Below are 17,994 nucleotides of genomic sequence, written 5' to 3'. Positions count from 1 at the left end.
CATGACGTCTGACCGGGCCACGACCCGCGCCCTGTGGATCGGCACCTACCAGCCCGAGGGCGCCTCCCCGGGGTCCGGCGAGGGCGTCTGGCGCGTGGACGTCGACCTGCGCACCGGGGCGTTCGGCGAGCCGCGCCTCGCGGTGACGCTGCCCGCGCCGTCGTTCCTGGCGCTGCACCCCTCGGGCCGCACGCTCTACGCGGTGGGGGAGGACGACCCCGGCACGCTCACCGCGCTCGAGGTGCTCGCCGACGCCGCGCCGGACGCCGGCGCGGGCGACCCCGCGACCGGTCTGGCGGTCCTCGGCGCCGTCGCCTCGGGCGGGTCGTTCCCGTGCCACGTGCTCGCGCTCGACGACGAGGTGTGGGTGGCGAACTACGGCGACGGCGTCGCCGCGCGGCTGCCGGTCGACCCGGCCACCGGTGTACCCGCCGCCGAGGGCGTCACCACCTTCGGGCATGAGGGCTCCGGACCCGTCACGGACCGCCAGGAGGGCCCGCACGCCCACTTCGTGCTGCCCGCGCGGGCGGGTGGCGACGCCGACGGCGTGCTGGTCAGCGACCTGGGCACCGACGAGCTGCGGCGTCTTCCCACCGGCAAGGCGGCCACCGCCGCGACGTCCGCGACCGGGGGCGGCCCCGACGCGCGGCCGGACGGCCCGCTGCCGACGGTCCCGCTGCCGGCCGGCACCGGCCCCCGGCACGCGGTGCGATGCGCGGGCCACCTCGTCGTCGTCGGCGAGCTCGACGGGCGCGCGCACGTGCTGGCGCCCCGGGCGGACGGCGGGTACGAGCACCTCGGCTCGGCACCGGTGATGGACCTCGAGGCCACGCTGCCCCAGGGCACGCCGGTGCAGCCCTCGCACGTCTCGGTCAGCCGAACGGCCCCGGACGAGGCGCTGTACGTCGGCGTGCGCGGGCCCGACGTGCTCGCGGTGCTCACCGTGACGCCCGCAGGGGTCGAGGCCGGGCCGGGCTCGGTGCTCGACGGGCGGCGCTGGGCGCACCGCGCGGACGTCCCGCTGGGCGAGGGCGCGTGGCCGCGCCACCACGCGGTCCTCGACCGCGGCGCGGCGCGGGAGGCGGCCGGCGCGCCGGGCGCGCTCGCGCCGCACGAGGACCTCGTCGTCGTCGCGCTGCAGGGCACCTCCGAGCTCGTCTCGCTGCGCGTGGACCCCCGGACCGGCGCGGGCGAGGTGGTGCACCGGCTGCCGATGCCGACGCCGCCCGCCTGCGTGCTGGAGGCGTGGTGACCCAGCCGCAGCGCGGCGGGCGGGGCCCGCGCGTCGCGATGCTCTCGGTGCACACCTCGCCCCTGGACCAGCCGGGCACCGGCGACGCGGGCGGCATGAACGTGTACGTGCTCGAGCTGTCGCGCGCGCTGGCCCGCTGCGGTGCGCAGGTGGAGGTCTACACCCGCGCCACGTCGTCGGCGCAGCCGCCGGTGGTCGACGCCGAGCCGGGCATCCGGGTGCTGCACGTGCCCGCCGGGCCGTTCGAGGGGCTCGACAAGAACGACCTGCCCGGCCAGCTGTGCGCGTTCACCGCCGGCGTGCTGCGGGCCGAGGCCCACCGGCCGGAGGGCTGGTACGACGTCGTGCACACCCACTACTGGCTCAGCGGGCAGGCCGGCTGGCTCGCCGCCGAGCGCTGGGACGTGCCGCTCGTGCACACGATGCACACGATGGCGAAGGTCAAGAACGCCGCCCTGGCGCCGGGCGACGCCCCCGAGCCGCAGGGCCGCGTCATCGGCGAGGAGCAGGTGGTGGGGGCCGCCGACGCGCTGGTCGCCTCGACCCGCGAGGAGGCCGCCGACCTCGTGGAGCGCTACGACGCCGACCCCGACGTCGTGCACGTGGTGGCCCCGGGGGTGGACCTGGCGACCTTCACGCCGCTCGCCGGCGGCGCGCCGGCGCGCCGCGCGCTGCGCGCGCGGCTGGGCCTGCCGGCCGACCGGCCCGTGGTGCTGTTCGCCGGGCGCGTGCAGCTGCTCAAGGGCCCGGACGTGCTCGTGCGGGCGCTGCCGCTGCTGACCGGCGGTGCGGGCGGTGGGGACGGCGCGGAGCCGCCGCTGCTCGTCGTGCTCGGCGGGGCCAGCGGCCGCCCGACGGCGGTGCGCGAGCTCGAGGCGCTGGCCCACCAGCTGGGCGTGCGCGACCGCGTGCTCGTCCGGCCCCCGGTGCCACGGCACGAGCTGGCCGACTGGTACCGCGCGGCGGACCTGGTCGCGGTGCCCTCGCACAACGAGTCGTTCGGCCTCGTGGCGGCCGAGGCGCAGGCCTGCGGCACGCCCGTCGTGGCCGCCGCGGTGGGCGGCCTGCGGACCGTCGTCGTCGACGGCGTCTCCGGCGTGCTGGTGCCCGGCCACCGGGCGGAGGCGTGGGCGCGGGCGCTCGGCGACCTGCTCGCCGACCCTCGGCGCCGGGCCCAGCTCGGCGAGGGTGCGCGGCGCGCCAGCGAGCGCTTCTCGTGGGAGCGCGCGGCCGCGGCGATGCTGGACGTGTACGAGCAGGCGCGCAAGGCCCGCGCCGCCCGCCGCGGATGACACGGGTGCCCGGGGCGAGCAGGATGGCCGCATGCCTCTGATCGGTGAGTACGCCCCCAGCACGTCCGACTGGGCCCGCAAGCAGGTCGAGACCTACGAGGCCTCGCAGGGCACGCAGGCCACCACGCTGCGCGGCATGCCCGTCGTCGTCCTGACGACCGTCGGCGCGAGGTCCGGCAAGCTGCGCAAGACGCCGCTCATGCGGGTCGAGCACGACGGCCGCTACGCCGTCGTCGCCTCGCTCGGCGGCGCCCCGAAGCACCCGCTGTGGTACCACAACGTCGTCGCGAACCCCCACGTGGAGCTGCAGGACGGTCCCGTCAGGCGCGACTACGTGGCGCGCGAGGTGCACGGCACCGAGCGCGAGGAGTGGTGGGAGCGCGCCGTGGCGGCGTACCCCGACTACGCCGACTACCAGGAGCGGACCGAGCGCGTCATCCCCGTCTTCGTCCTGGAGCCGGTCGCGGACTGAGCCGGTCCCCGCCCGGAACCGCCGCCCGTCCGGACCGCGCCCGCGTCCGGACGGCGGCCCGTCGTCGCCCGCGGGCGCGGAACACGGCAGGATGGGGTCCATGACCTACACCCTCGTGCTGCTCCGCCACGGCGAGAGCGAGTGGAACGCGAAGAACCTGTTCACCGGCTGGGTCGACGTGGCCCTGTCGGAGAAGGGCATCGAGGAGGCCAAGCGCGGGGGCACGCTCCTCGCCGAGGCCGGGATCGCGCCGGACGTCGTGCACACGTCGCTGCTGCGCCGCGCGATCATGACCGCGAACTTCGCGCTCGACAAGGCCGACCGTCACTGGATCCCGGTGAAGCGGTCGTGGCGCCTCAACGAGCGCCACTACGGTGCCCTGCAGGGCAAGGACAAGAAGCAGATCCGCGACGAGTACGGCGAGGAGCAGTTCATGCTCTGGCGCCGCTCCTACGACGTCCCGCCGCCGGACATCGAGCTCGGCTCGGAGTTCTCGCAGGACTCCGACGTGCGCTACGCCGGTGAGCCGATCCCGCGCGCCGAGGCCCTCAAGCAGGTGCTCGAGCGGGCCCTGCCGTACTGGGAGTCGGAGATCGTGCCGGACCTGCAGGCGGGCAGGACGGTGCTCGTGGCAGCGCACGGCAACTCGCTGCGCGCCATCATCAAGCACATCGACGGCATCGACGACGACACGATCGCGGGCCTCAACGTGCCGACGGGCATCCCGCTGGTCTACGAGCTCGACGAGGAGACCCTCGAGCCCGTGACCCGCGGCGGCACCTACCTCGACCCGGACGCCGCGAAGGCGGCGATCGCCGCGGTGGCCAACCAGGGCAAGTGAGCCGGCCGCCGGCCCGGCAGGGCCGGTGAGACGACGACGGCGGTGCTCCCCTCGAGGGGAGCACCGCCGTCGTCGTGCGGCGCCCGCTGCGGCGCCGGCGACCGGTGCGCGCGGCGGCGCCCCGAGCCGGGGCGCCCGGCGTCAGGCCGTCTCGGCGGCCCGGCGGTCGTCGGCGAACTCGCCGGTCACGAGGAACACGATGCGCCGGGCGATCGACACCGCGTGGTCGCCGAAGCGCTCGTAGTAGCGGCCCACCAGCGTGACGTCGATGGCCTCCTGCGTGGTGCCGGACCACTCCGGGGCCAGCAGGGCGGCGAAGGTGTCGGCGTGCAGGTCGTCCAGCCGGTCGTCGCCGGCCTCGATCGCCTTGGCCAGCTCGACGTCGTGCGTGGACAGCAGCGTGGTGACGCGGCCCGCGACGTCCACGGCGGCGGCGTGCATCTGCTCGAACGTCGGGCGCGCCGACGGGTCGATCGCCGCTGCCGGGTAGCGGCCGCGCGCCACCTCGGCGACGTGGCGCGCGAGGTCGCCCATGCGCTCGAGCGTGGAGCTCATCCGCAGCGCGGAGACGACGGTGCGCAGGTCGGTGGCGACCGGCGCCTGCTGCGCGAGGAGGTGCACGCAGCGCTCGTCGAGGTCGCGCTGCAGCTGGTCGATGGCGTGGTCGGCCTCGATCACCTCCTGCGCCGTCCGGAGGTCGGCCTCGAGCAGGGCGCGGCCCGCCCGGGTCACGGCCGACTCCACCAGGCGGCTCATGGCGACCAGGTCGTCGCCCAGCTGGTGCAGCTCGGCCTCGAAGATCTCTCGCATCAGGTTCCTCTCGCAGGGCGCCCGGGACGTCTGTCGGACGGCGCCACCCGCGCGGGCGGGTGCGCGCACGCTCGGGGCACCGCTCCAGGCTGTCACGCGCGCGTGAACGCTCCGGTGAACTCCGGGCGCACTGCCGGTGAACTTCAGCGGAAGCGCTCGCCCGGGGCGGCCGCGGTGGCCCGGGGCACCCCCGCGGCCCGCCTACGCTGGCACCGTGGACGGGATCATCTCCGGGGTGCCGGTGCTGGCCGCCGGCATCCTCGGCGTGGTGGTGGGCGTGATCGCCACCGTCGCGTTCCGGGTGTCCGAGCGCGCGCAGCGCCACGTGCCCGCCGTCGCCACGGCGCCCGAGCTCGAGGACGGCCTCGTGCGGGTGCTGTCGGTGCTGCGGTCGGCGGCCGTGGTGCTCGACGCCGACGACGACGTGCTGCGCGCCTCCCCGCCGGCGTACGCCCTCGGCGTCGTGCGCAACGACGCCGTGGCCCACGCGTCGGTGCGCGAGATGGTCGCCGAGGTGCGGCGCGACGGCGTCATCCGCGAGCAGGAGCTCGAGCTGCCGCGCGGGCCGATCGGCTCCGGCACGGTGCTGCTGCAGGTGCGCGTGGCGCCGCTGGGGCGCGACCGCATGCTGGTGCTCGCCGAGGACCGCACGGAGGCGCGGCGCGTCGAGGCGATCCGCCGCGACTTCGTCGTCAACGTCTCGCACGAGCTCAAGACGCCGGTCGGCGCGCTCGCGCTGCTCGCCGAGACGGTGCAGGACGCGGCCGACGACCCGGTCGCGGTGCGCCGGTTCACCGAGCGCATGCAGCGCGAGGCGACCCGGCTGTCGGCGCTGGTGCACGAGATCATCGAGCTGTCCCGGCTGCAGGCCACGGGTGCGCTGTCCGACGTGCGCACCGTGCAGGTCGCCGACGTCGTCGCCGAGGCCGTGGACCGCGCGCGCACCACGGCGCAGGCCAAGAACATCGTCATCACCGTCGGCGGCGGCGAGGACAGCATCGTCTACGGCGACCACAACCTGCTCGTCACCGCGGTGCGCAACCTGCTCGACAACGCCGTGAGCTACTCGCCACCGAACACCCGGGTGGGGGTGGGCGTGACCCAGCGCGCCGGGCTCGTCGAGATCGCCGTCGTCGACCAGGGCATCGGCATCGCCGCCGACGAGCAGGACCGGGTGTTCGAGCGCTTCTACCGGGTGGACCCGGCGCGCTCCCGGGACACCGGCGGCACCGGCCTGGGCCTGTCGATCGTCAAGCACGTGGCGGCCGACCACGGCGGCGACGTGCAGATGTGGTCGGAGCCCGGCAAGGGCTCGACGTTCACCCTGCGCATCCCCGCGGCCGACGTGCCCCACGCCGCCCGGCCGGCGTCCGACGACGGCGCCGACGCGGACGCGGACGCGGACGCGGAGCAGCCGGAGCAGCCGGGGCAGGCGGGGCGGACCGACCAGTCCGACCGGCCCGACCGGCCCGACCGGCCCGGGCAGCCCCGCCAGACCGAGCAGACCGACGGCGCCGGGCCCGGCGCCGACCCGACCGGCACCGTCCCGCGCGCCGAGGGCGCCGGCACCGCCGCGACATCCGAGGAGGTGGGTGCGTGACGCGCATCCTCGTGGTCGAGGACGAGGAGTCCTACCGCGACCCCCTGACGTACCAGCTGTCCCGCGAGGGGTTCGACGTCGTCGAGGCCGCCACCGGCACCGAGGCGCTCGAGCGCTACGACGCCGAGGGCGCCGACCTCGTGCTGCTCGACCTCATGCTGCCGGGGCTGCCCGGCACCGAGGTGTGCCGGCAGCTGCGCCAGCGGGGCGACGTGCCCGTCATCATGCTCACCGCCAAGGACACCGAGATCGACAAGGTCGTGGGCCTGGAGCTCGGCGCGGACGACTACGTCACCAAGCCGTACTCGTTCCGCGAGCTGCTGGCCCGCGTGCGCGCCGTGCTGCGGCGCCGCTCGCCCGCCGCCGCGGCCGAGAGCGCCGGCAGCGCGGAGGAGGAGCCCGACGGCGTCCTCGAGGTGGGGCCGGTCCGGATGGACGTCGACCGGCACACCGTGACGGTGGGCGGCGAGCCGATCGCGCTGCCGCTCAAGGAGTTCGACCTGCTCGAGCTGCTGATGCGCAACGCCGGGCGGGTGCTCACCCGCGGGCAGCTCATCGACCGGGTGTGGGGCCCCGACTACGTGGGGGACACCAAGACGCTCGACGTCCACGTCAAGCGGATCCGCGCCAAGATCGAGCCCGACCCGGGCGCGCCGCGGTTCCTGCTGACGGTCCGCGGCCTGGGCTACAAGCTCGCCGACGACGACTGACCCGGCGGGCCCCGCCGCCCCTGCGGACGCCGACGGCGTCTCCAGCCGTCGGCGTCGGGGGTGGTCAGTCGTCGACGACGGTCACCGTGACGTCGATGTTGCCGCGCGTGGCGTTGGAGTACGGGCACACCTGGTGCGCGGCGTCGGCCAGCGCCTGGGCCTGCTCGTGCGGCAGGTCCGGCAGCACGACCTCGAGGAGCACCTCGAGCTGGAAGCCGCCCTGGCCGTTCGGGCCGATGCCCACGCGGGCGCCGACGCTGCTGTCCGTCACGGCGACCTTCTGCGCGCGGGCCACGGCCTGCAGGGCGGAGTGGAAGCACGCCGCGTAGCCGGCGGCGAAGAGCTGCTCGGGGTTGGTGCCCTCGCCCGAGCCGCCCATCTCCTTCGGCGGGGCCAGCTCGAGGTCGAGCCGGCCGTCGCTGGTGCGCACGTGGCCGTCGCGGCCGGCGCCGGTGGACAGGGCCTCTGCGGTGTAGAGCGTGGTCATGAGCGTCCTTCCCGTGGGGTGGCCCGGATGACGCGACGCGCCGGGGACCGTGCGCCGTCGGGCCGGGCAAATGGGACAGACGCTAGCCCAGATCAACCGGGTGTGCGCGGCGTCGCGGCCGCGTCCCGCCCGTCGTCGAGCACTGTTCACCTGGCGTTCACCGGTGGATGGGGACCGGGCCACCTTGCCTGCCTAGCGTCAACGACGACGCCGGCACGAGCCGGTGCGAACTGACGTGTGAACAGGATGGAACGACACGTGAAGCTCAGCCGCATCTCCCGCGCTGGTTCCGCCGTGCTGGTCGGCGCGCTCGCGCTGACCCTCGCCGCCTGCGGCTCCGACGACCCCACCGGCTCTGGCTCGGCCGCTCCCGAGGAGAGCGCCGCCGGCGACCTGTCCGGCACCCTCGACGGCGTCGGCGCGAGCTCGCAGGAGTCCGCCATGGAGGCGTGGCGTGCCGGCTTCCAGAGCCAGAACCCGGACGTCACCATCAACTACGACCCGCAGGGTTCCGGCGCGGGCCGCGAGCAGTTCCTCGCCGGCGGCGCCGCCTTCGCCGGCTCGGACGCCGCGCTGAAGGACGAGGAGCTCACCTCCTCGCAGGAGGTCTGCGGCCCGGACGGCGCCATCGACATCCCGGTCTACGTCAGCCCGATCGCCGTGGCCTTCAACCTGCCGGGCATCGACTCCCTGAACCTGGCCCCCGCCACGATCGCCGGCATCTTCTCCGGCAAGATCACCACGTGGAACGACCAGGCCATCGCCGCTGACAACCCCGACGTCGAGCTGCCGGACACCGCCATCACGCCGGTGCACCGCCTCGACGACTCGGGCACCACCGAGAACTTCACCGACTACCTCGCCGCCACGGCCCCCGACGTGTGGACGTGGGAGGCGGACGGCGTCTTCCCCGAGGACATCTCCGGCGGCGAGTCCGCGCAGGGCACCTCCGGCGTGGTCCAGGCCGTCCAGAACGCCGAGGGCGCCGTCACCTACGCCGACGCCTCGAAGGTCGGCGAGCTCGCGACCGCCTCGATCAAGGTCGGCGAGGAGTGGGTGGCGTTCTCGCCGGAGGCCGCCGCCGCGACGGTCGACGCCTCGCCGCGCGTCGAGGGCCGCCACGAGCACGACATCGCCGTGGAGATCGACCGCACCACGACCGAGTCCGGCGTCTACCCGCTGGTGCTCGTCTCGTACGGCATCGCCTGCCTGAACTACTCCGACGCCGAGCAGGGCGAGCTCGTCAAGGCGTTCCTGTCCTACATCGTCTCGGAGGAGGGCCAGCAGGCCGCCGCCGACGCCGCGGGCTCCGCGCCGCTGTCCGAGAACATCGCGACGGACGCGCAGGCCGCGATCGAGGCGATCACGGTCGGCTGACGCCGCCACGAGGCAGCCGCCACCAGGCAACGGTGCCGGCGGCCGGGCCGCCCCAGCAGGGGACGGACCGGTCGCCGGCACAGCCGTGAGCACACCAGTACGCCCTCCTGAGGAGCAGCCCGCGTGACCTCCACCGTCACCTCGCCGGACACCGAGCCGGCCGCACCCCGGCCGCCGCGGCGTCGTCGCACCCGCGCGGCGGACCGAGGCGTCAACCGCGTCTTCCGCTGGGTGGCCACCGGCTCCGGCGTCGTCATCCTGGCCGTGCTCGCGGCGGTCGCGATCTTCTTGGTCGTGCAGGCGCTGCCGGCCATCACGGCGAGCAGCGACGAGCTCGGCGGGGCGGTCAACCGCTTCGGCGAGGGCGAGTCGCTCCTGGGCTTCACGGGGCCGCTCGTCTTCGGCACGCTGCTCGCCGCGGCGCTCGCGCTGGTCCTCGCGACCCCGGTCGCCGTGGGCATCGCGCTGTTCATCTCCCACTACGCGCCGCGGCGGCTCGCCTCGGCGCTGGGCTACGTCGTCGACCTGCTGGCCGCCGTGCCGTCGGTCGTCTTCGGCCTGTGGGGCTTCCTGGTGCTGGGGCAGAACGTGCTCAAGCCGATCTGGGCCTGGCTCGGCGACGTCGCCGGCTGGTTCCCGCTGTTCTCCGGCCAGGTGTCCGCCACCGGCAAGAACCTCGCCACCGTCGCGGTGGTCCTCGCGGTGATGATCCTGCCGATCATCACCGCCGTGTGCCGCGAGGTGTTCCTGCAGACACCGCGCCTGCACGAGGAGGCGGCGCTCGCGCTCGGCGCCACGCGCTGGGAGGTCGTGCGCACCGCGGTCCTGCCGTTCGGCCGCTCCGGCATCGTCTCGGCCGCCATGCTCGGCCTGGGCCGCGCGCTGGGCGAGACCATGGCCGTGCTGATGATCCTGTCGCCCGGGTTCCTGTACTCGTTCAAGATCCTCGCCGCCGGTCAGCAGCAGACCATCGCGGCGTACATCGCTGCCGACTTCCCCGAGGCCTCCGGCCTGGGCGTCAACACGCTGATCGCCACCGGCCTGGCGCTGTTCGTCATCACCCTGGCCGTCAACATGTTCGCGCGCTGGATCGTGGCGCGCCGCAAGGACTTCTCGGGAGCCAACTGATGAGCGCCACGACCGCCGCCACGCCCGGCGCCCCGGAGGCCGCCGAGCGCACCCGCGCCCTGCTCACGGGCGCCGACCCCGCCCGCCGGCGCAAGGACCGCGCCATGACGGTCCTCGTCTACGGCGCCTTCCTGCTGGCCATCGCCCCGCTGGTGTCGCTCGTGTGGACGGTCGTCGTCCGCGGCGCCGAGCGCTTCGACGGCTACTTCCTGCTCAACTCCATGCGCGGGGTCTTCGGCGGGATGGACGCCGGCGGCGCGTACCACGCGATCCTCGGCACGGTCCTGATCACGCTGGGCGCGGCGGTCATCTCGGTGCCGATCGGCATCCTGGTGGCCATCTACCTCGTCGAGTACGGTCGCGGGGCCCTGGCCCGGTCGGTGACGTTCTTCGTCGACGTCATGACCGGCATCCCGTCGATCGTCGCCGGCCTGTTCGCCTACGCGCTGTTCTCCCTGCTGCTCGGGCCCGGCGTGCGCGCCGGCATCATCGGCTCCATCGCCCTGTCGGTGCTGATGATCCCCGTGGTGGTCCGCTCGAGCGAGGAGATGCTCAAGCTCGTGCCGAACGAGCTGCGCGAGGCGTCCTACGCCCTCGGCGTGCCCAAGTGGCTGACCATCGTGCGGGTGGTGCTGCGCACCTCGGTGGCCGGCCTGACCACCGGCGTCATGCTCGCGATCGCGCGCGTCATCGGCGAGACGGCGCCGCTGCTGATCGTCGCCGGCGTCTCCGACTCGATCAACTCCAACCTCTTCGACGGCCGCATGATGACGCTGCCGGTGTACGTCTACCGGCAGTTCAGCCAGGGCCTGGTGCCCTGCCGCCCCGACCAGGCGGACTGCATCGCCGACATCAACTACCAGCGGGCCTGGGCTGCCGCGCTCACGCTGATCCTCATCGTGATGCTGCTCAACCTGGTCGGCCGCCTGGTCACCCGTCTGTTCGCGCCGAAGCTGCGCTGAGACCCGAGAACCGAGAAAGCGAGACTGCGATGGCCCAGCGCATCGACGTCAAGGACCTGAACATCTACTACGGCGACTTCCTCGCCGTGCAGGACGTCTCGATGACGATCGAGCCGAAGTCCGTCACGGCCTTCATCGGCCCGTCCGGCTGCGGCAAGTCGACGTTCCTGCGCACGCTCAACCGCATGCACGAGGTGATCCCCGGCGCCCGCGTCGAGGGCACCGTCGAGATGGAGGGCGTGGACCTCTACGGCTCGGACGTGGACCCGGTGGCGGTGCGCCGCAACGTCGGCATGGTGTTCCAGCGGCCCAACCCGTTCCCGACGATGTCGATCCGCGACAACGTGCTGGCCGGCGTGAAGCTCAACAACAAGCGCATCAGCAAGTCGGACGCCGACGACCTGGTGGAGTCGTCCCTGCGGGGGGCGAACCTGTGGAACGAGGTCAAGGACCGCCTCGACCGCCCCGGCTCGGGCCTGTCGGGCGGCCAGCAGCAGCGCCTGTGCATCGCCCGCGCCATCGCGGTGAAGCCGCAGGTGCTGCTCATGGACGAGCCGTGCTCGGCCCTGGACCCGATCTCCACGCTGGCCATCGAGGACCTCATCCACGAGCTGAAGAACGACTACACGATCGTCATCGTCACCCACAACATGCAGCAGGCGGCGCGCGTGAGCGACCGCACGGCGTTCTTCAACATCGCGGGCACCGGCAAGCCGGGCCGCCTCGTCGAGATGAACGACACCGCGACGATCTTCTCCTCCCCGCGCGAGCAGGCCACCGAGGACTACGTCTCCGGCCGCTTCGGGTGACCCGGTGACCCGCGCGTCGGCGCCGCACGGCGCCGACGCACGACGAAGGGGCCGGCCTCCCGCGGGAGGCCGGCCCCTTCGTCGTCGGTGCGGGCGGTCGGCTGGCGCCAGACCCCGCCCGGGTGGCCGACGGCGCCGCACCGGCGCCGCCCGGCCGCCGTCGTCAGTGCGTGGCGCTCTCGGACTCGGACGTGCCGACCAGCTCCGAGGCCGTCGGCGAGGGCACCGCAGGCGTCGGCACGCCCGAGGTGGCCGGCGCCGGCGTCGGCAGCACCGCGGCGTACTCCGGCAGCGTGTCGTCGAAGACGTGCAGGTCGAACTCCTGCGTCTCGCCCTCGGCCTCGAGCGAGGCCGGCAGGGTGGCGCCGGGGTGGGTCGCGACGGTGTCGAGCTGGGCGGGCACGCCGCCCTCGGTGCCGAGGTAGACGGTGCTGTGCGCGGGCACGTCCACGGTCACGGGCGAGGCACCCTCGGCGGTGAGCGTGTAGGTGACGTCCTCGCCGGTCTTGTTGACCAGGCCGCCCTGGAGGGTGCCGGGGGCGTCCTCCTCGGGCGTGACCACGAGCAGGTTGACGCCGCGCAGGCTGGGCGTGAGGTCGACGCGGGAGCCGTCCGACGGGGAGTACGCGTCGATGGTCCTGGCGGGCGTGCAGGCCGCGAGCGTCAGAGCACCGGCCGCCACGACGGCGGCGACGGCGGCGGTGCGGGCGGGACGGGCGGTGCGGGACACGTGCTCACTCCTGGGCTCGACGGTCGTGGGCCGGCGGGCTGCTGCCCGTCGGCCCGGCCCGGCGCGGTGCTGAGGCAGCAGGTGCTGGGCAGCACGGGCCGTGCGGGGTTCGGGAGGGGCAGCGCCCCGGTTCATCCTAGTGCCGGATCCGGGCGCTCGGGACGCGGGGTGCCGAGCGCCACGAAGTCACCCGCCCGCAGCGCCCTGACCTGCGAAGACACCGGTGGCGGCGAGGGTCGGCGGGGCGGTGGCCCGGAGGGTCGTGAAACGGCGCATGGTAGACTCGGTCCCTGGGAAAGGGGACATCTGCAGATGACTTTCGAAGTAGGCGAGACGGTTGTCTACCCGCACCACGGTGCCGCGCTGATCGAGGAGATCAAGACGCGCAAGATCCGCGGCGAAGAGAAGATGTACCTCAAGCTGAAGGTCGCCCAGGGCGACCTGACCATCGAGGTCCCGGCGGAGAACGTGGACCTCGTGGGCGTGCGCGACGTCGTGGACCAGCAGGGCCTCGACAAGGTGTTCGAGGTGCTGCGCGCGCCGTACACCGAGGAGCCGACGAACTGGTCGCGCCGGTACAAGGCGAACCTCGAGAAGCTCGCGTCGGGCGACGTCATCAAGGTGGCCGAGGTCGTGCGCGACCTGTCGCGCCGCGACGCCGACCGCGGCCTGTCCGCCGGCGAGAAGCGGATGCTGGCCAAGGCCCGGCAGATCCTCGTCTCCGAGCTGGCGCTGGCCGAGCACACGGAGGAGGACAAGGCCGAGGCCATCCTCGACGAGGTGCTCGCCTCCTGACCGTCCCCGCCCCGGCCGCCCCGCGCGACCGGGGCGGAGCCCTGTGATGAGCACCCTCGCGATCCTCACCGCCGCCGGCTCCGGCACGCGCCTCGGTCGAGACCTCCCCAAGGCGCTGGTCCAGGTCGACGGCGTCCCGCTCGTCCTGCACGCCGCCCGCCGCCTCGCCGCCTCGGGCGTCGTCGACGAGCTGGTCGTCACCGCGCCGCCCGGCGCGACCGCCGGCGTCCGCGACCTGCTCGCCGCGGACCCGCTCGTGGGCCTGCCGCTCGAGGTGGTCGACGGCGGAGCCACGCGCCAGGCGTCGGTCGCCGCGGGCCTGGCGCACGCCGGCGCCGACGTGGACGTCGTGCTGGTGCACGACGCCGCCCGTCCCTTCGCCCCCGCCGCGCTCGTGCGGCGCGTCGTGGCCGCCGTCCGCGCCGGTCACCCGGCCGTCGTGCCTGGTCTGCCGGTCGTCGATACCATCAAGACCGTGTCCAGGGGCGAGCACCAGACGGCCGGCGCGCACGCGAGCGAGGCGGCCACTGCCGCCGTCGAGCCCGTGACCGGGACCCCCGAGCGGGCCGTCCTGAGGGCCGTCCAGACGCCGCAGGGCTTCGACCGCGACCTGCTGGTGCGCGCGCACGCCGCCGGAGCGGCCCGCGCCGGGGCCGACCACCTCGCCGCCACCGACGACGCCGGGCTCGTCGAGGCGCTCGGGGAGCGCGTCGTCGTCGTGGCGGGCGACGAGGCGGCCATGAAGATCACCACGGAGCGGGACATGCACCTCGCCGCGCTCTACGCCGGGCGGGTGGCATGACGGCGTCCGCGGCCGGCGGGCTGCCCAGTGCCGGCCTGCCCCGCACGGGCGTGGGCGTCGACGTGCACGCGTTCGCGCCCGAGGGCTCCGACCGCGAGCTGTGGATGGCCGGGCTGCACTGGCCGGGCGAGCGCGGCCTCGAGGGCCACTCCGACGCCGACGTCGCCGCGCACGCGGCGGCCGACGCGCTGTTCTCCGCCGCCGGCATCGGCGACCTCGGGTCCCACTTCGGCACCAGCGAGCCGCAGTGGGCCGGCGCGGCCGGCACGGTGCTGCTCGCCGAGGCCGCGCGCCGCGTGCGCGCCGCCGGCTTCGAGATCGGCAACGTCGCGGTGCAGGTGGTCGGCAACCGCCCCAAGATCGGCCCGCGCCGGGCTGAGGCGCAGGCCGCGCTGAGCGACGCCGTCGGCGCCCCGGTGTCGGTGACGGCGACGACGACGGACGGGCTCGGCCTGACCGGGCGCGGCGAGGGCGTCGCGGCGGTGGCGACGGCGCTGGTCGTCGCGGTGGCCTCGTGAGCCGCAAGCCGCTCGCGGAGCGGCGTGCCCAGCTCGTCGACGCCGCGCTGCGCGTGGCGGCGCAGGCGGGGGTCGAGGCGGTGACCGTGCGGGCCGTGGCGCAGGAGGCGGGCGTCTCGCTCGGCACCGTGCACTACTGCTTCCAGGACAAGGACGAGCTGCTCGACGCCATGGGGCACTCGATCGCCGTCAGGGCGTCCGAGCAGATCAACGACGCCGTGCGGCAGGGTGCCGAGGCGGGGCTGGACTTCCGCACGCTGGTGCACCGGTGCGCCGAGGCGCTGCTCGAGGGCCTCAAGCGGTGGCGCTCGACGCGGCTGCTGCTGCTGGAGATCGCCATCACCGGCGCGCGCAACCCCGCGCTGCACCCCACCGCCCTCGCGCACGTGGAGGCCTCGGTCCAGCTCGTGCGCCGGATCGTCGTCGGCGTCGCGCGGGCGACCGGTGTCGTCTACCGCATCGACCCCGACGTGCTCTCCCGCGTGGTGTCCGCGATGAACGACGGCATCGAGCTGAGCTGGCTGGTGGACGGCGACGACGAGGCGGCGCTGCAGGCGTTCCACGCCATGGCCGAGATGGTGGTCTCGTACGCCGTGAACCCCGACGGCCCGCCCCTGCCGTGGGACGGCGACGACGAGGTCGCGCAGCCCGACGACGGGCGCACGAGCCCGGCCGACGCCGCAGGCGGCACCTACAGCGACGGCCCCGGCAGCCCCAGCACCGCATCGGTGTAGCCGTTGCGGAAGACGCCGTCGGGGTCGACGGTGCGCCGCACCCGCGCGACGTCGTGCAGCGGGTAGTGCTCGAGCAGGTCGGCGGCCGTGCGGTGGTGCAGCTTGCCCCAGTGCGGGCGGCCGTCGGCGGCGAGGAAGACGGCCTCGGCCGCGGCGAACCAGCGCCGGTGCGGCATCCGCACGTACTGGTGCACCGCCACGTAGGCGGTCTCGCGCCCGCGCGCGGTCGAGAGCCAGACGTCGTCCGGCGGCGCGAAGCGCACCTCCACCGGGAACGGCACCGGTTCCGACGAGCGCCGCAGCCACGCGTCGAGCTCCCGCACCACGTCCGCCAGCGCCGCGCGCGGCAGGGCGTACTCCATCTCCCGGAACCGGACGCGGCGGCGGTGGCAGAAGATCTCGTAGGACGGCCCGACGCGCTCGCGCGCGCCCAGCGCGCGCGACGAGACCCGGTTGAGGCCGCGGGTGAGCCCGGGCGCCGCCGTCGCGAGCCGGTTGGCCAGCTCGAACACGCCGTTGGACAGCAGCTCGCCGTCGAGCAGGTCGCGGGCCTCCTGGCGCACGCCGCGCAGCCGACCCTTGAGCCCCGAGCGGCCGGTCGCCCAGTCGGCGGCCTCGTCGGGGGAGAGCCGGTCGTTGCGCATCGTCAGGGCGCGGCGCGTGCCGGGGAACCAGTACAGCTCGGCGTGGTCGGCGCTGGTGGCGAACGCCTCGACGTCCTCCAGCACGCGGCCCATCGGCCACGGCTCCTCGCGCGCCCGCAGCCAGAACGCGGGCACCACCTCGAGCTCGACGGCGCTGACGACGCCGGTGGTGCCGAGGCCCAGCCGGGAGAGCTCGAACAGCTCGCGGTCGGGGCTGCCCGGCGGGGCGTCGACGCCGACCTGCCGCACCGCGCCGTCGGGGCCGACGAGGCGCAGGCCCGAGACCTGGCCGGACAGCCCGCCGTGGCGCGCGCCCGTGCCGTGCGTGCCCGTCGCGATGGCCCCGGCCAGCGTCTGCCGGTCGATGTCGCCGAGGTTCGTCATCGCCAGCCCGTGCGCGGCCAGCAGGTGGTGCAGGTGGTACAGGCGGGTGCCGGCCCGGACCGTCACGCGGGCGGTGCCGTCGTGCCGGCGCTCCACGGCCTCGATGCCGCGCAGGTGCTGCAGGTCCACCAGCAGGCCGTCGGTGACGACGGCGGGGGTGAACGAGTGCCCGGCGCCGACCGCGCGCACGTGCAGGCCCTCGCGCGCGGCGGACGCCACGGCCGACGACAGGTCGGCCTCGTCGCGCGGGACCGCCAGCCGGGCGGGGGCAGCGGCAGTCGTCCGGCCCCAGTTCTCCCACAGCCGGGGTTCGCTCACCCGGGCAGTCTGCCATGTGCGACCTGCGTCACACAGCCCGGGTGTACCGTGCCGCCATGACCACGGCGCAGCCGCGGACCCGGCGGCCGACGAGCCCGGCCGCCGGCGTCGCGGCCCGGCTGACGGCAGCGACCGCCCAGGTCGCCGCGCCGCTCGCCGTCGTCGACCTCGACCGCTTCGACGCGAACGCCGCCGACGTGCTGCGCCGCGCCGGCGGTGTCCCCGTGCGCCTGGCGACCAAGTCGGTGCGCGTGCGCGCGCTCGCCGAGCGGGCGCTGGCGGCCGGGTTCGCGGGCGTGATGACCACGTCGCTGCCCGAGGCGCTGTGGCTCGTGCGCCACGGCGTGCGCGACGCCCTGGTCGGGTACCCCGCCGTCGACGCCGGGGCCCTTGCGGACCTCGCGCGCGACCAGGGGGCGCGGGCCCAGGTCACGCTGATGGTCGACGACGTCGCCCAGGCCCGGCGCGCCGCCGCGGCGCTGGCCGCCGCCCCACCGGGGCCCGACGTCGCGGTCTGCCTCGACGTCGACGCCTCGCTGCGCCTGGGCGTCGGCCCGTGGCGTACCCACCTGGGCACCCGGCGCTCCCCGCTGCGCACGCCGGCGCAGGTGGCGGCCCTGGCCCGCCAGGTCGAGGACCTGCCCGGCCTGCGGGTGCGCGGCGTCATGACGTACGAGGCGCAGGTGGCCGGGCTGCCGGACACGGGGCCGGTGGTGCGCGCGGTCAAGCGGCTGTCGCTGCCCGAGGTCGCGGCGCGGCGCACCGCGGTGCTCGCCGCCCTGCGCGACGCCGTCGGGCGCCCCGCGGAGCTGGTCAACGCGGGCGGCACCGGCTCGCTCGAGGTCTCGTCGGCCGGGCCGGGCGTCACCGAGGTGACCGCCGGCAGCGGCCTGTTCGTGCCCGCCACCTTCGACCGGTACGACGCGTTCGAGCCCCGCCCTGCCGCGTTCTTCGGGCTCGACGTGGTCCGCCTGCCCGGGCCCGGCTGGGCGACGGCGTTCGGCGGCGGGTACGTGGCCTCCGGCCGGGCCGGGCCGTCGCGGCTGCCGCGGCCCGTGACGCCGGGCTGGGGGCTGAGCCGCCGCGAGGGGGCGGGGGAGGTCCAGACGCCGCTGCGCCGGACGCGCCGGCGGGGCGCCGCGGAGCTGGCGGTGGGGGACCGCGTCTGGTTCCGGCACGCCAAGGCCGGCGAGCTCATGGAGCACGTCACCGCCGCGCACCTGGTGCGCGGCAACGCGGTGGTCGACGTCGTGCCCACCTACCGCGGCGAGGGGCGCGCCTTCGTCTGACGCCGTCCGGCGCCGTCCGGCGGCGCGGGCGCCGGCGGAT

Annotated in this window: 19 protein-coding genes; 15 read left to right on the top strand and 4 right to left on the bottom strand. The window is 75.3% G+C overall.

The genetic code is table 11. The features are described from left to right. Nucleotide 1 precedes the first annotated feature (1 nt). From GSF02_RS06315 to GSF02_RS06300, 4 genes are all read left to right on the top strand, one after another. Nucleotides 2–1,252 (top strand): lactonase family protein, encoded by a 1,251-nt coding sequence (locus GSF02_RS06315; protein ID WP_159793874.1) that lies wholly within the window; start codon nucleotides 2–4, stop codon nucleotides 1,250–1,252. 38 nt (nucleotides 1,253–1,290) lie between these two features. Beyond that, a complete protein-coding gene (gene mshA / locus GSF02_RS06310) occupies nucleotides 1,291–2,544 on the top strand; it encodes a D-inositol-3-phosphate glycosyltransferase (RefSeq protein ID WP_159793939.1) in 1,254 nt (417 codons plus the stop codon). Between the two features lie 31 nt (nucleotides 2,545–2,575). After that, nucleotides 2,576–3,016: a nitroreductase family deazaflavin-dependent oxidoreductase gene (locus GSF02_RS06305; protein WP_159793872.1), complete on the top strand. Its 441-nt coding sequence runs from the start codon at nucleotides 2,576–2,578 to the stop codon at nucleotides 3,014–3,016. 100 nt (nucleotides 3,017–3,116) lie between these two features. Then, complete coding sequence (locus GSF02_RS06300; RefSeq protein ID WP_159793870.1) at nucleotides 3,117–3,857, top strand: phosphoglyceromutase; 741 nt, start codon at nucleotides 3,117–3,119, stop codon at nucleotides 3,855–3,857. Between the two features lie 141 nt (nucleotides 3,858–3,998). Here GSF02_RS06300 and phoU read toward each other — a convergent pair whose 3' ends face one another. Further along, complete coding sequence (gene phoU, locus GSF02_RS06295; RefSeq protein WP_159793868.1) at nucleotides 3,999–4,667, bottom strand: phosphate signaling complex protein PhoU; 669 nt, start codon at nucleotides 4,665–4,667, stop codon at nucleotides 3,999–4,001. 214 nt (nucleotides 4,668–4,881) lie between these two features. Between phoU and GSF02_RS06290 the strand changes: the two genes are divergently transcribed. Both GSF02_RS06290 and GSF02_RS06285 read left to right on the top strand, forming a co-directional pair. Beyond that, on the top strand, nucleotides 4,882–6,267 hold the full coding sequence (locus GSF02_RS06290; protein WP_159793866.1) for a sensor histidine kinase: 1,386 nt from the start codon (nucleotides 4,882–4,884) through the stop codon (nucleotides 6,265–6,267). After that, entirely contained in the window at nucleotides 6,264–6,977 is a 714-nt protein-coding gene (locus GSF02_RS06285; RefSeq protein WP_159793864.1) for a response regulator transcription factor, read from the top strand. The genes GSF02_RS06290 and GSF02_RS06285 overlap by 4 nt, the downstream gene beginning before the upstream one ends. Nucleotides 6,978–7,041: 64 nt before the next feature. Here the strand turns inward: GSF02_RS06285 and GSF02_RS06280 are convergent, their stop codons facing one another. Next, nucleotides 7,042–7,464, bottom strand: coding sequence for an organic hydroperoxide resistance protein (locus GSF02_RS06280; RefSeq protein WP_159793862.1), 423 nt, complete (start codon nucleotides 7,462–7,464; stop codon nucleotides 7,042–7,044). A gap of 258 nt (nucleotides 7,465–7,722) precedes the next feature. On the opposite strand from GSF02_RS06280, the gene pstS reads away from it, so the two are divergent. The 4 genes from pstS (at nucleotide 7,723) to pstB (ending at nucleotide 11,740) form a co-directional block, all read left to right on the top strand. Continuing rightward, complete coding sequence (gene pstS, locus GSF02_RS06275; RefSeq protein WP_235915404.1) at nucleotides 7,723–8,841, top strand: phosphate ABC transporter substrate-binding protein PstS; 1,119 nt, start codon at nucleotides 7,723–7,725, stop codon at nucleotides 8,839–8,841. Nucleotides 8,842–8,964: 123 nt separating this feature from the next. Continuing rightward, entirely contained in the window at nucleotides 8,965–9,969 is a 1,005-nt protein-coding gene (gene pstC / locus GSF02_RS06270) for a phosphate ABC transporter permease subunit PstC (protein ID WP_159793858.1), read from the top strand. Next, nucleotides 9,969–10,931, top strand: coding sequence for a phosphate ABC transporter permease PstA (gene pstA / locus GSF02_RS06265; protein ID WP_159793856.1), 963 nt, complete (start codon nucleotides 9,969–9,971; stop codon nucleotides 10,929–10,931). Before pstC ends, pstA begins: the two co-directional genes overlap by 1 nt. A gap of 29 nt (nucleotides 10,932–10,960) precedes the next feature. Continuing rightward, nucleotides 10,961–11,740 (top strand): phosphate ABC transporter ATP-binding protein PstB, encoded by a 780-nt coding sequence (pstB, locus tag GSF02_RS06260; RefSeq protein ID WP_159793854.1) that lies wholly within the window; start codon nucleotides 10,961–10,963, stop codon nucleotides 11,738–11,740. 163 nt (nucleotides 11,741–11,903) lie between these two features. Here the strand turns inward: pstB and GSF02_RS06255 are convergent, their stop codons facing one another. Continuing rightward, entirely contained in the window at nucleotides 11,904–12,470 is a 567-nt protein-coding gene (locus tag GSF02_RS06255; RefSeq protein WP_159793852.1) for a hypothetical protein, read from the bottom strand. 312 nt (nucleotides 12,471–12,782) lie between these two features. On the opposite strand from GSF02_RS06255, the gene GSF02_RS06250 reads away from it, so the two are divergent. Genes GSF02_RS06250 through GSF02_RS06235 form a run of 4 tightly spaced genes read left to right on the top strand, consistent with a single transcriptional unit; the run spans nucleotide 12,783 to nucleotide 15,319 of the window. Continuing rightward, entirely contained in the window at nucleotides 12,783–13,265 is a 483-nt protein-coding gene (locus tag GSF02_RS06250; protein WP_159793850.1) for a CarD family transcriptional regulator, read from the top strand. Between the two features lie 46 nt (nucleotides 13,266–13,311). Beyond that, nucleotides 13,312–14,067 carry a 2-C-methyl-D-erythritol 4-phosphate cytidylyltransferase gene (ispD, locus tag GSF02_RS06245; protein ID WP_159793848.1) on the top strand — a complete coding sequence of 252 codons (756 nt, stop codon included), beginning with the start codon at nucleotides 13,312–13,314 and terminating at the stop codon, nucleotides 14,065–14,067. After that, nucleotides 14,064–14,585 (top strand): 2-C-methyl-D-erythritol 2,4-cyclodiphosphate synthase, encoded by a 522-nt coding sequence (gene ispF, locus GSF02_RS06240; protein ID WP_159793846.1) that lies wholly within the window; start codon nucleotides 14,064–14,066, stop codon nucleotides 14,583–14,585. Before ispD ends, ispF begins: the two co-directional genes overlap by 4 nt. Further along, nucleotides 14,582–15,319: a TetR/AcrR family transcriptional regulator gene (locus tag GSF02_RS06235; protein ID WP_159793844.1), complete on the top strand. Its 738-nt coding sequence runs from the start codon at nucleotides 14,582–14,584 to the stop codon at nucleotides 15,317–15,319. The genes ispF and GSF02_RS06235 overlap by 4 nt, the downstream gene beginning before the upstream one ends. Here the strand turns inward: GSF02_RS06235 and GSF02_RS06230 are convergent. Continuing rightward, complete coding sequence (locus GSF02_RS06230) at nucleotides 15,277–16,665, bottom strand: D-arabinono-1,4-lactone oxidase (protein WP_201308818.1); 1,389 nt, start codon at nucleotides 16,663–16,665, stop codon at nucleotides 15,277–15,279. The genes GSF02_RS06235 and GSF02_RS06230 overlap by 43 nt on opposite strands. Before the next feature lie 56 nt (nucleotides 16,666–16,721). Here GSF02_RS06230 and GSF02_RS06225 point away from each other — a divergent pair, with 56 nt between their 5' ends. Then, nucleotides 16,722–17,954 (top strand): alanine racemase, encoded by a 1,233-nt coding sequence (locus tag GSF02_RS06225; protein WP_159793842.1) that lies wholly within the window; start codon nucleotides 16,722–16,724, stop codon nucleotides 17,952–17,954. Nucleotides 17,955–17,994 lie beyond the last annotated feature (40 nt).

The sequence above is a fragment of the Puerhibacterium puerhi genome, from assembly GCF_009846865.1.
GTDB lineage: Bacteria > Actinomycetota > Actinomycetes > Actinomycetales > Cellulomonadaceae > Puerhibacterium > Puerhibacterium puerhi.
Note: the sequence above shows the minus strand (reverse complement) of the source record. Positions and strands in the feature narration are given on the sequence as shown.

Excerpts from the sequence above, each read along its gene's own strand:
- ispF (WP_159793846.1), top strand. The coding sequence starts at position 14,064 with ATGACGGCGTCCGCGGCCGGCGGGCTGCCCAGTGCCGGCCTGCCCCGC.
- pstA (WP_159793856.1), top strand. The coding sequence starts at position 9,969 with ATGAGCGCCACGACCGCCGCCACGCCCGGCGCCCCGGAGGCCGCCGAG.
- GSF02_RS06225 (WP_159793842.1), top strand. The coding sequence starts at position 16,722 with ATGACCACGGCGCAGCCGCGGACCCGGCGGCCGACGAGCCCGGCCGCC.
- pstB (WP_159793854.1), top strand. The coding sequence starts at position 10,961 with ATGGCCCAGCGCATCGACGTCAAGGACCTGAACATCTACTACGGCGAC.
- mshA (WP_159793939.1), top strand. The coding sequence starts at position 1,291 with ATGCTCTCGGTGCACACCTCGCCCCTGGACCAGCCGGGCACCGGCGAC.
- ispD (WP_159793848.1), top strand. The coding sequence starts at position 13,312 with ATGAGCACCCTCGCGATCCTCACCGCCGCCGGCTCCGGCACGCGCCTC.
- GSF02_RS06305 (WP_159793872.1), top strand. The coding sequence starts at position 2,576 with ATGCCTCTGATCGGTGAGTACGCCCCCAGCACGTCCGACTGGGCCCGC.
- phoU (WP_159793868.1), bottom strand. The coding sequence starts at position 4,667 with ATGCGAGAGATCTTCGAGGCCGAGCTGCACCAGCTGGGCGACGACCTG.
- GSF02_RS06280 (WP_159793862.1), bottom strand. The coding sequence starts at position 7,464 with ATGACCACGCTCTACACCGCAGAGGCCCTGTCCACCGGCGCCGGCCGC.
- GSF02_RS06315 (WP_159793874.1), top strand. The coding sequence starts at position 2 with ATGACGTCTGACCGGGCCACGACCCGCGCCCTGTGGATCGGCACCTAC.
- GSF02_RS06250 (WP_159793850.1), top strand. The coding sequence starts at position 12,783 with ATGACTTTCGAAGTAGGCGAGACGGTTGTCTACCCGCACCACGGTGCC.
- GSF02_RS06300 (WP_159793870.1), top strand. The coding sequence starts at position 3,117 with ATGACCTACACCCTCGTGCTGCTCCGCCACGGCGAGAGCGAGTGGAAC.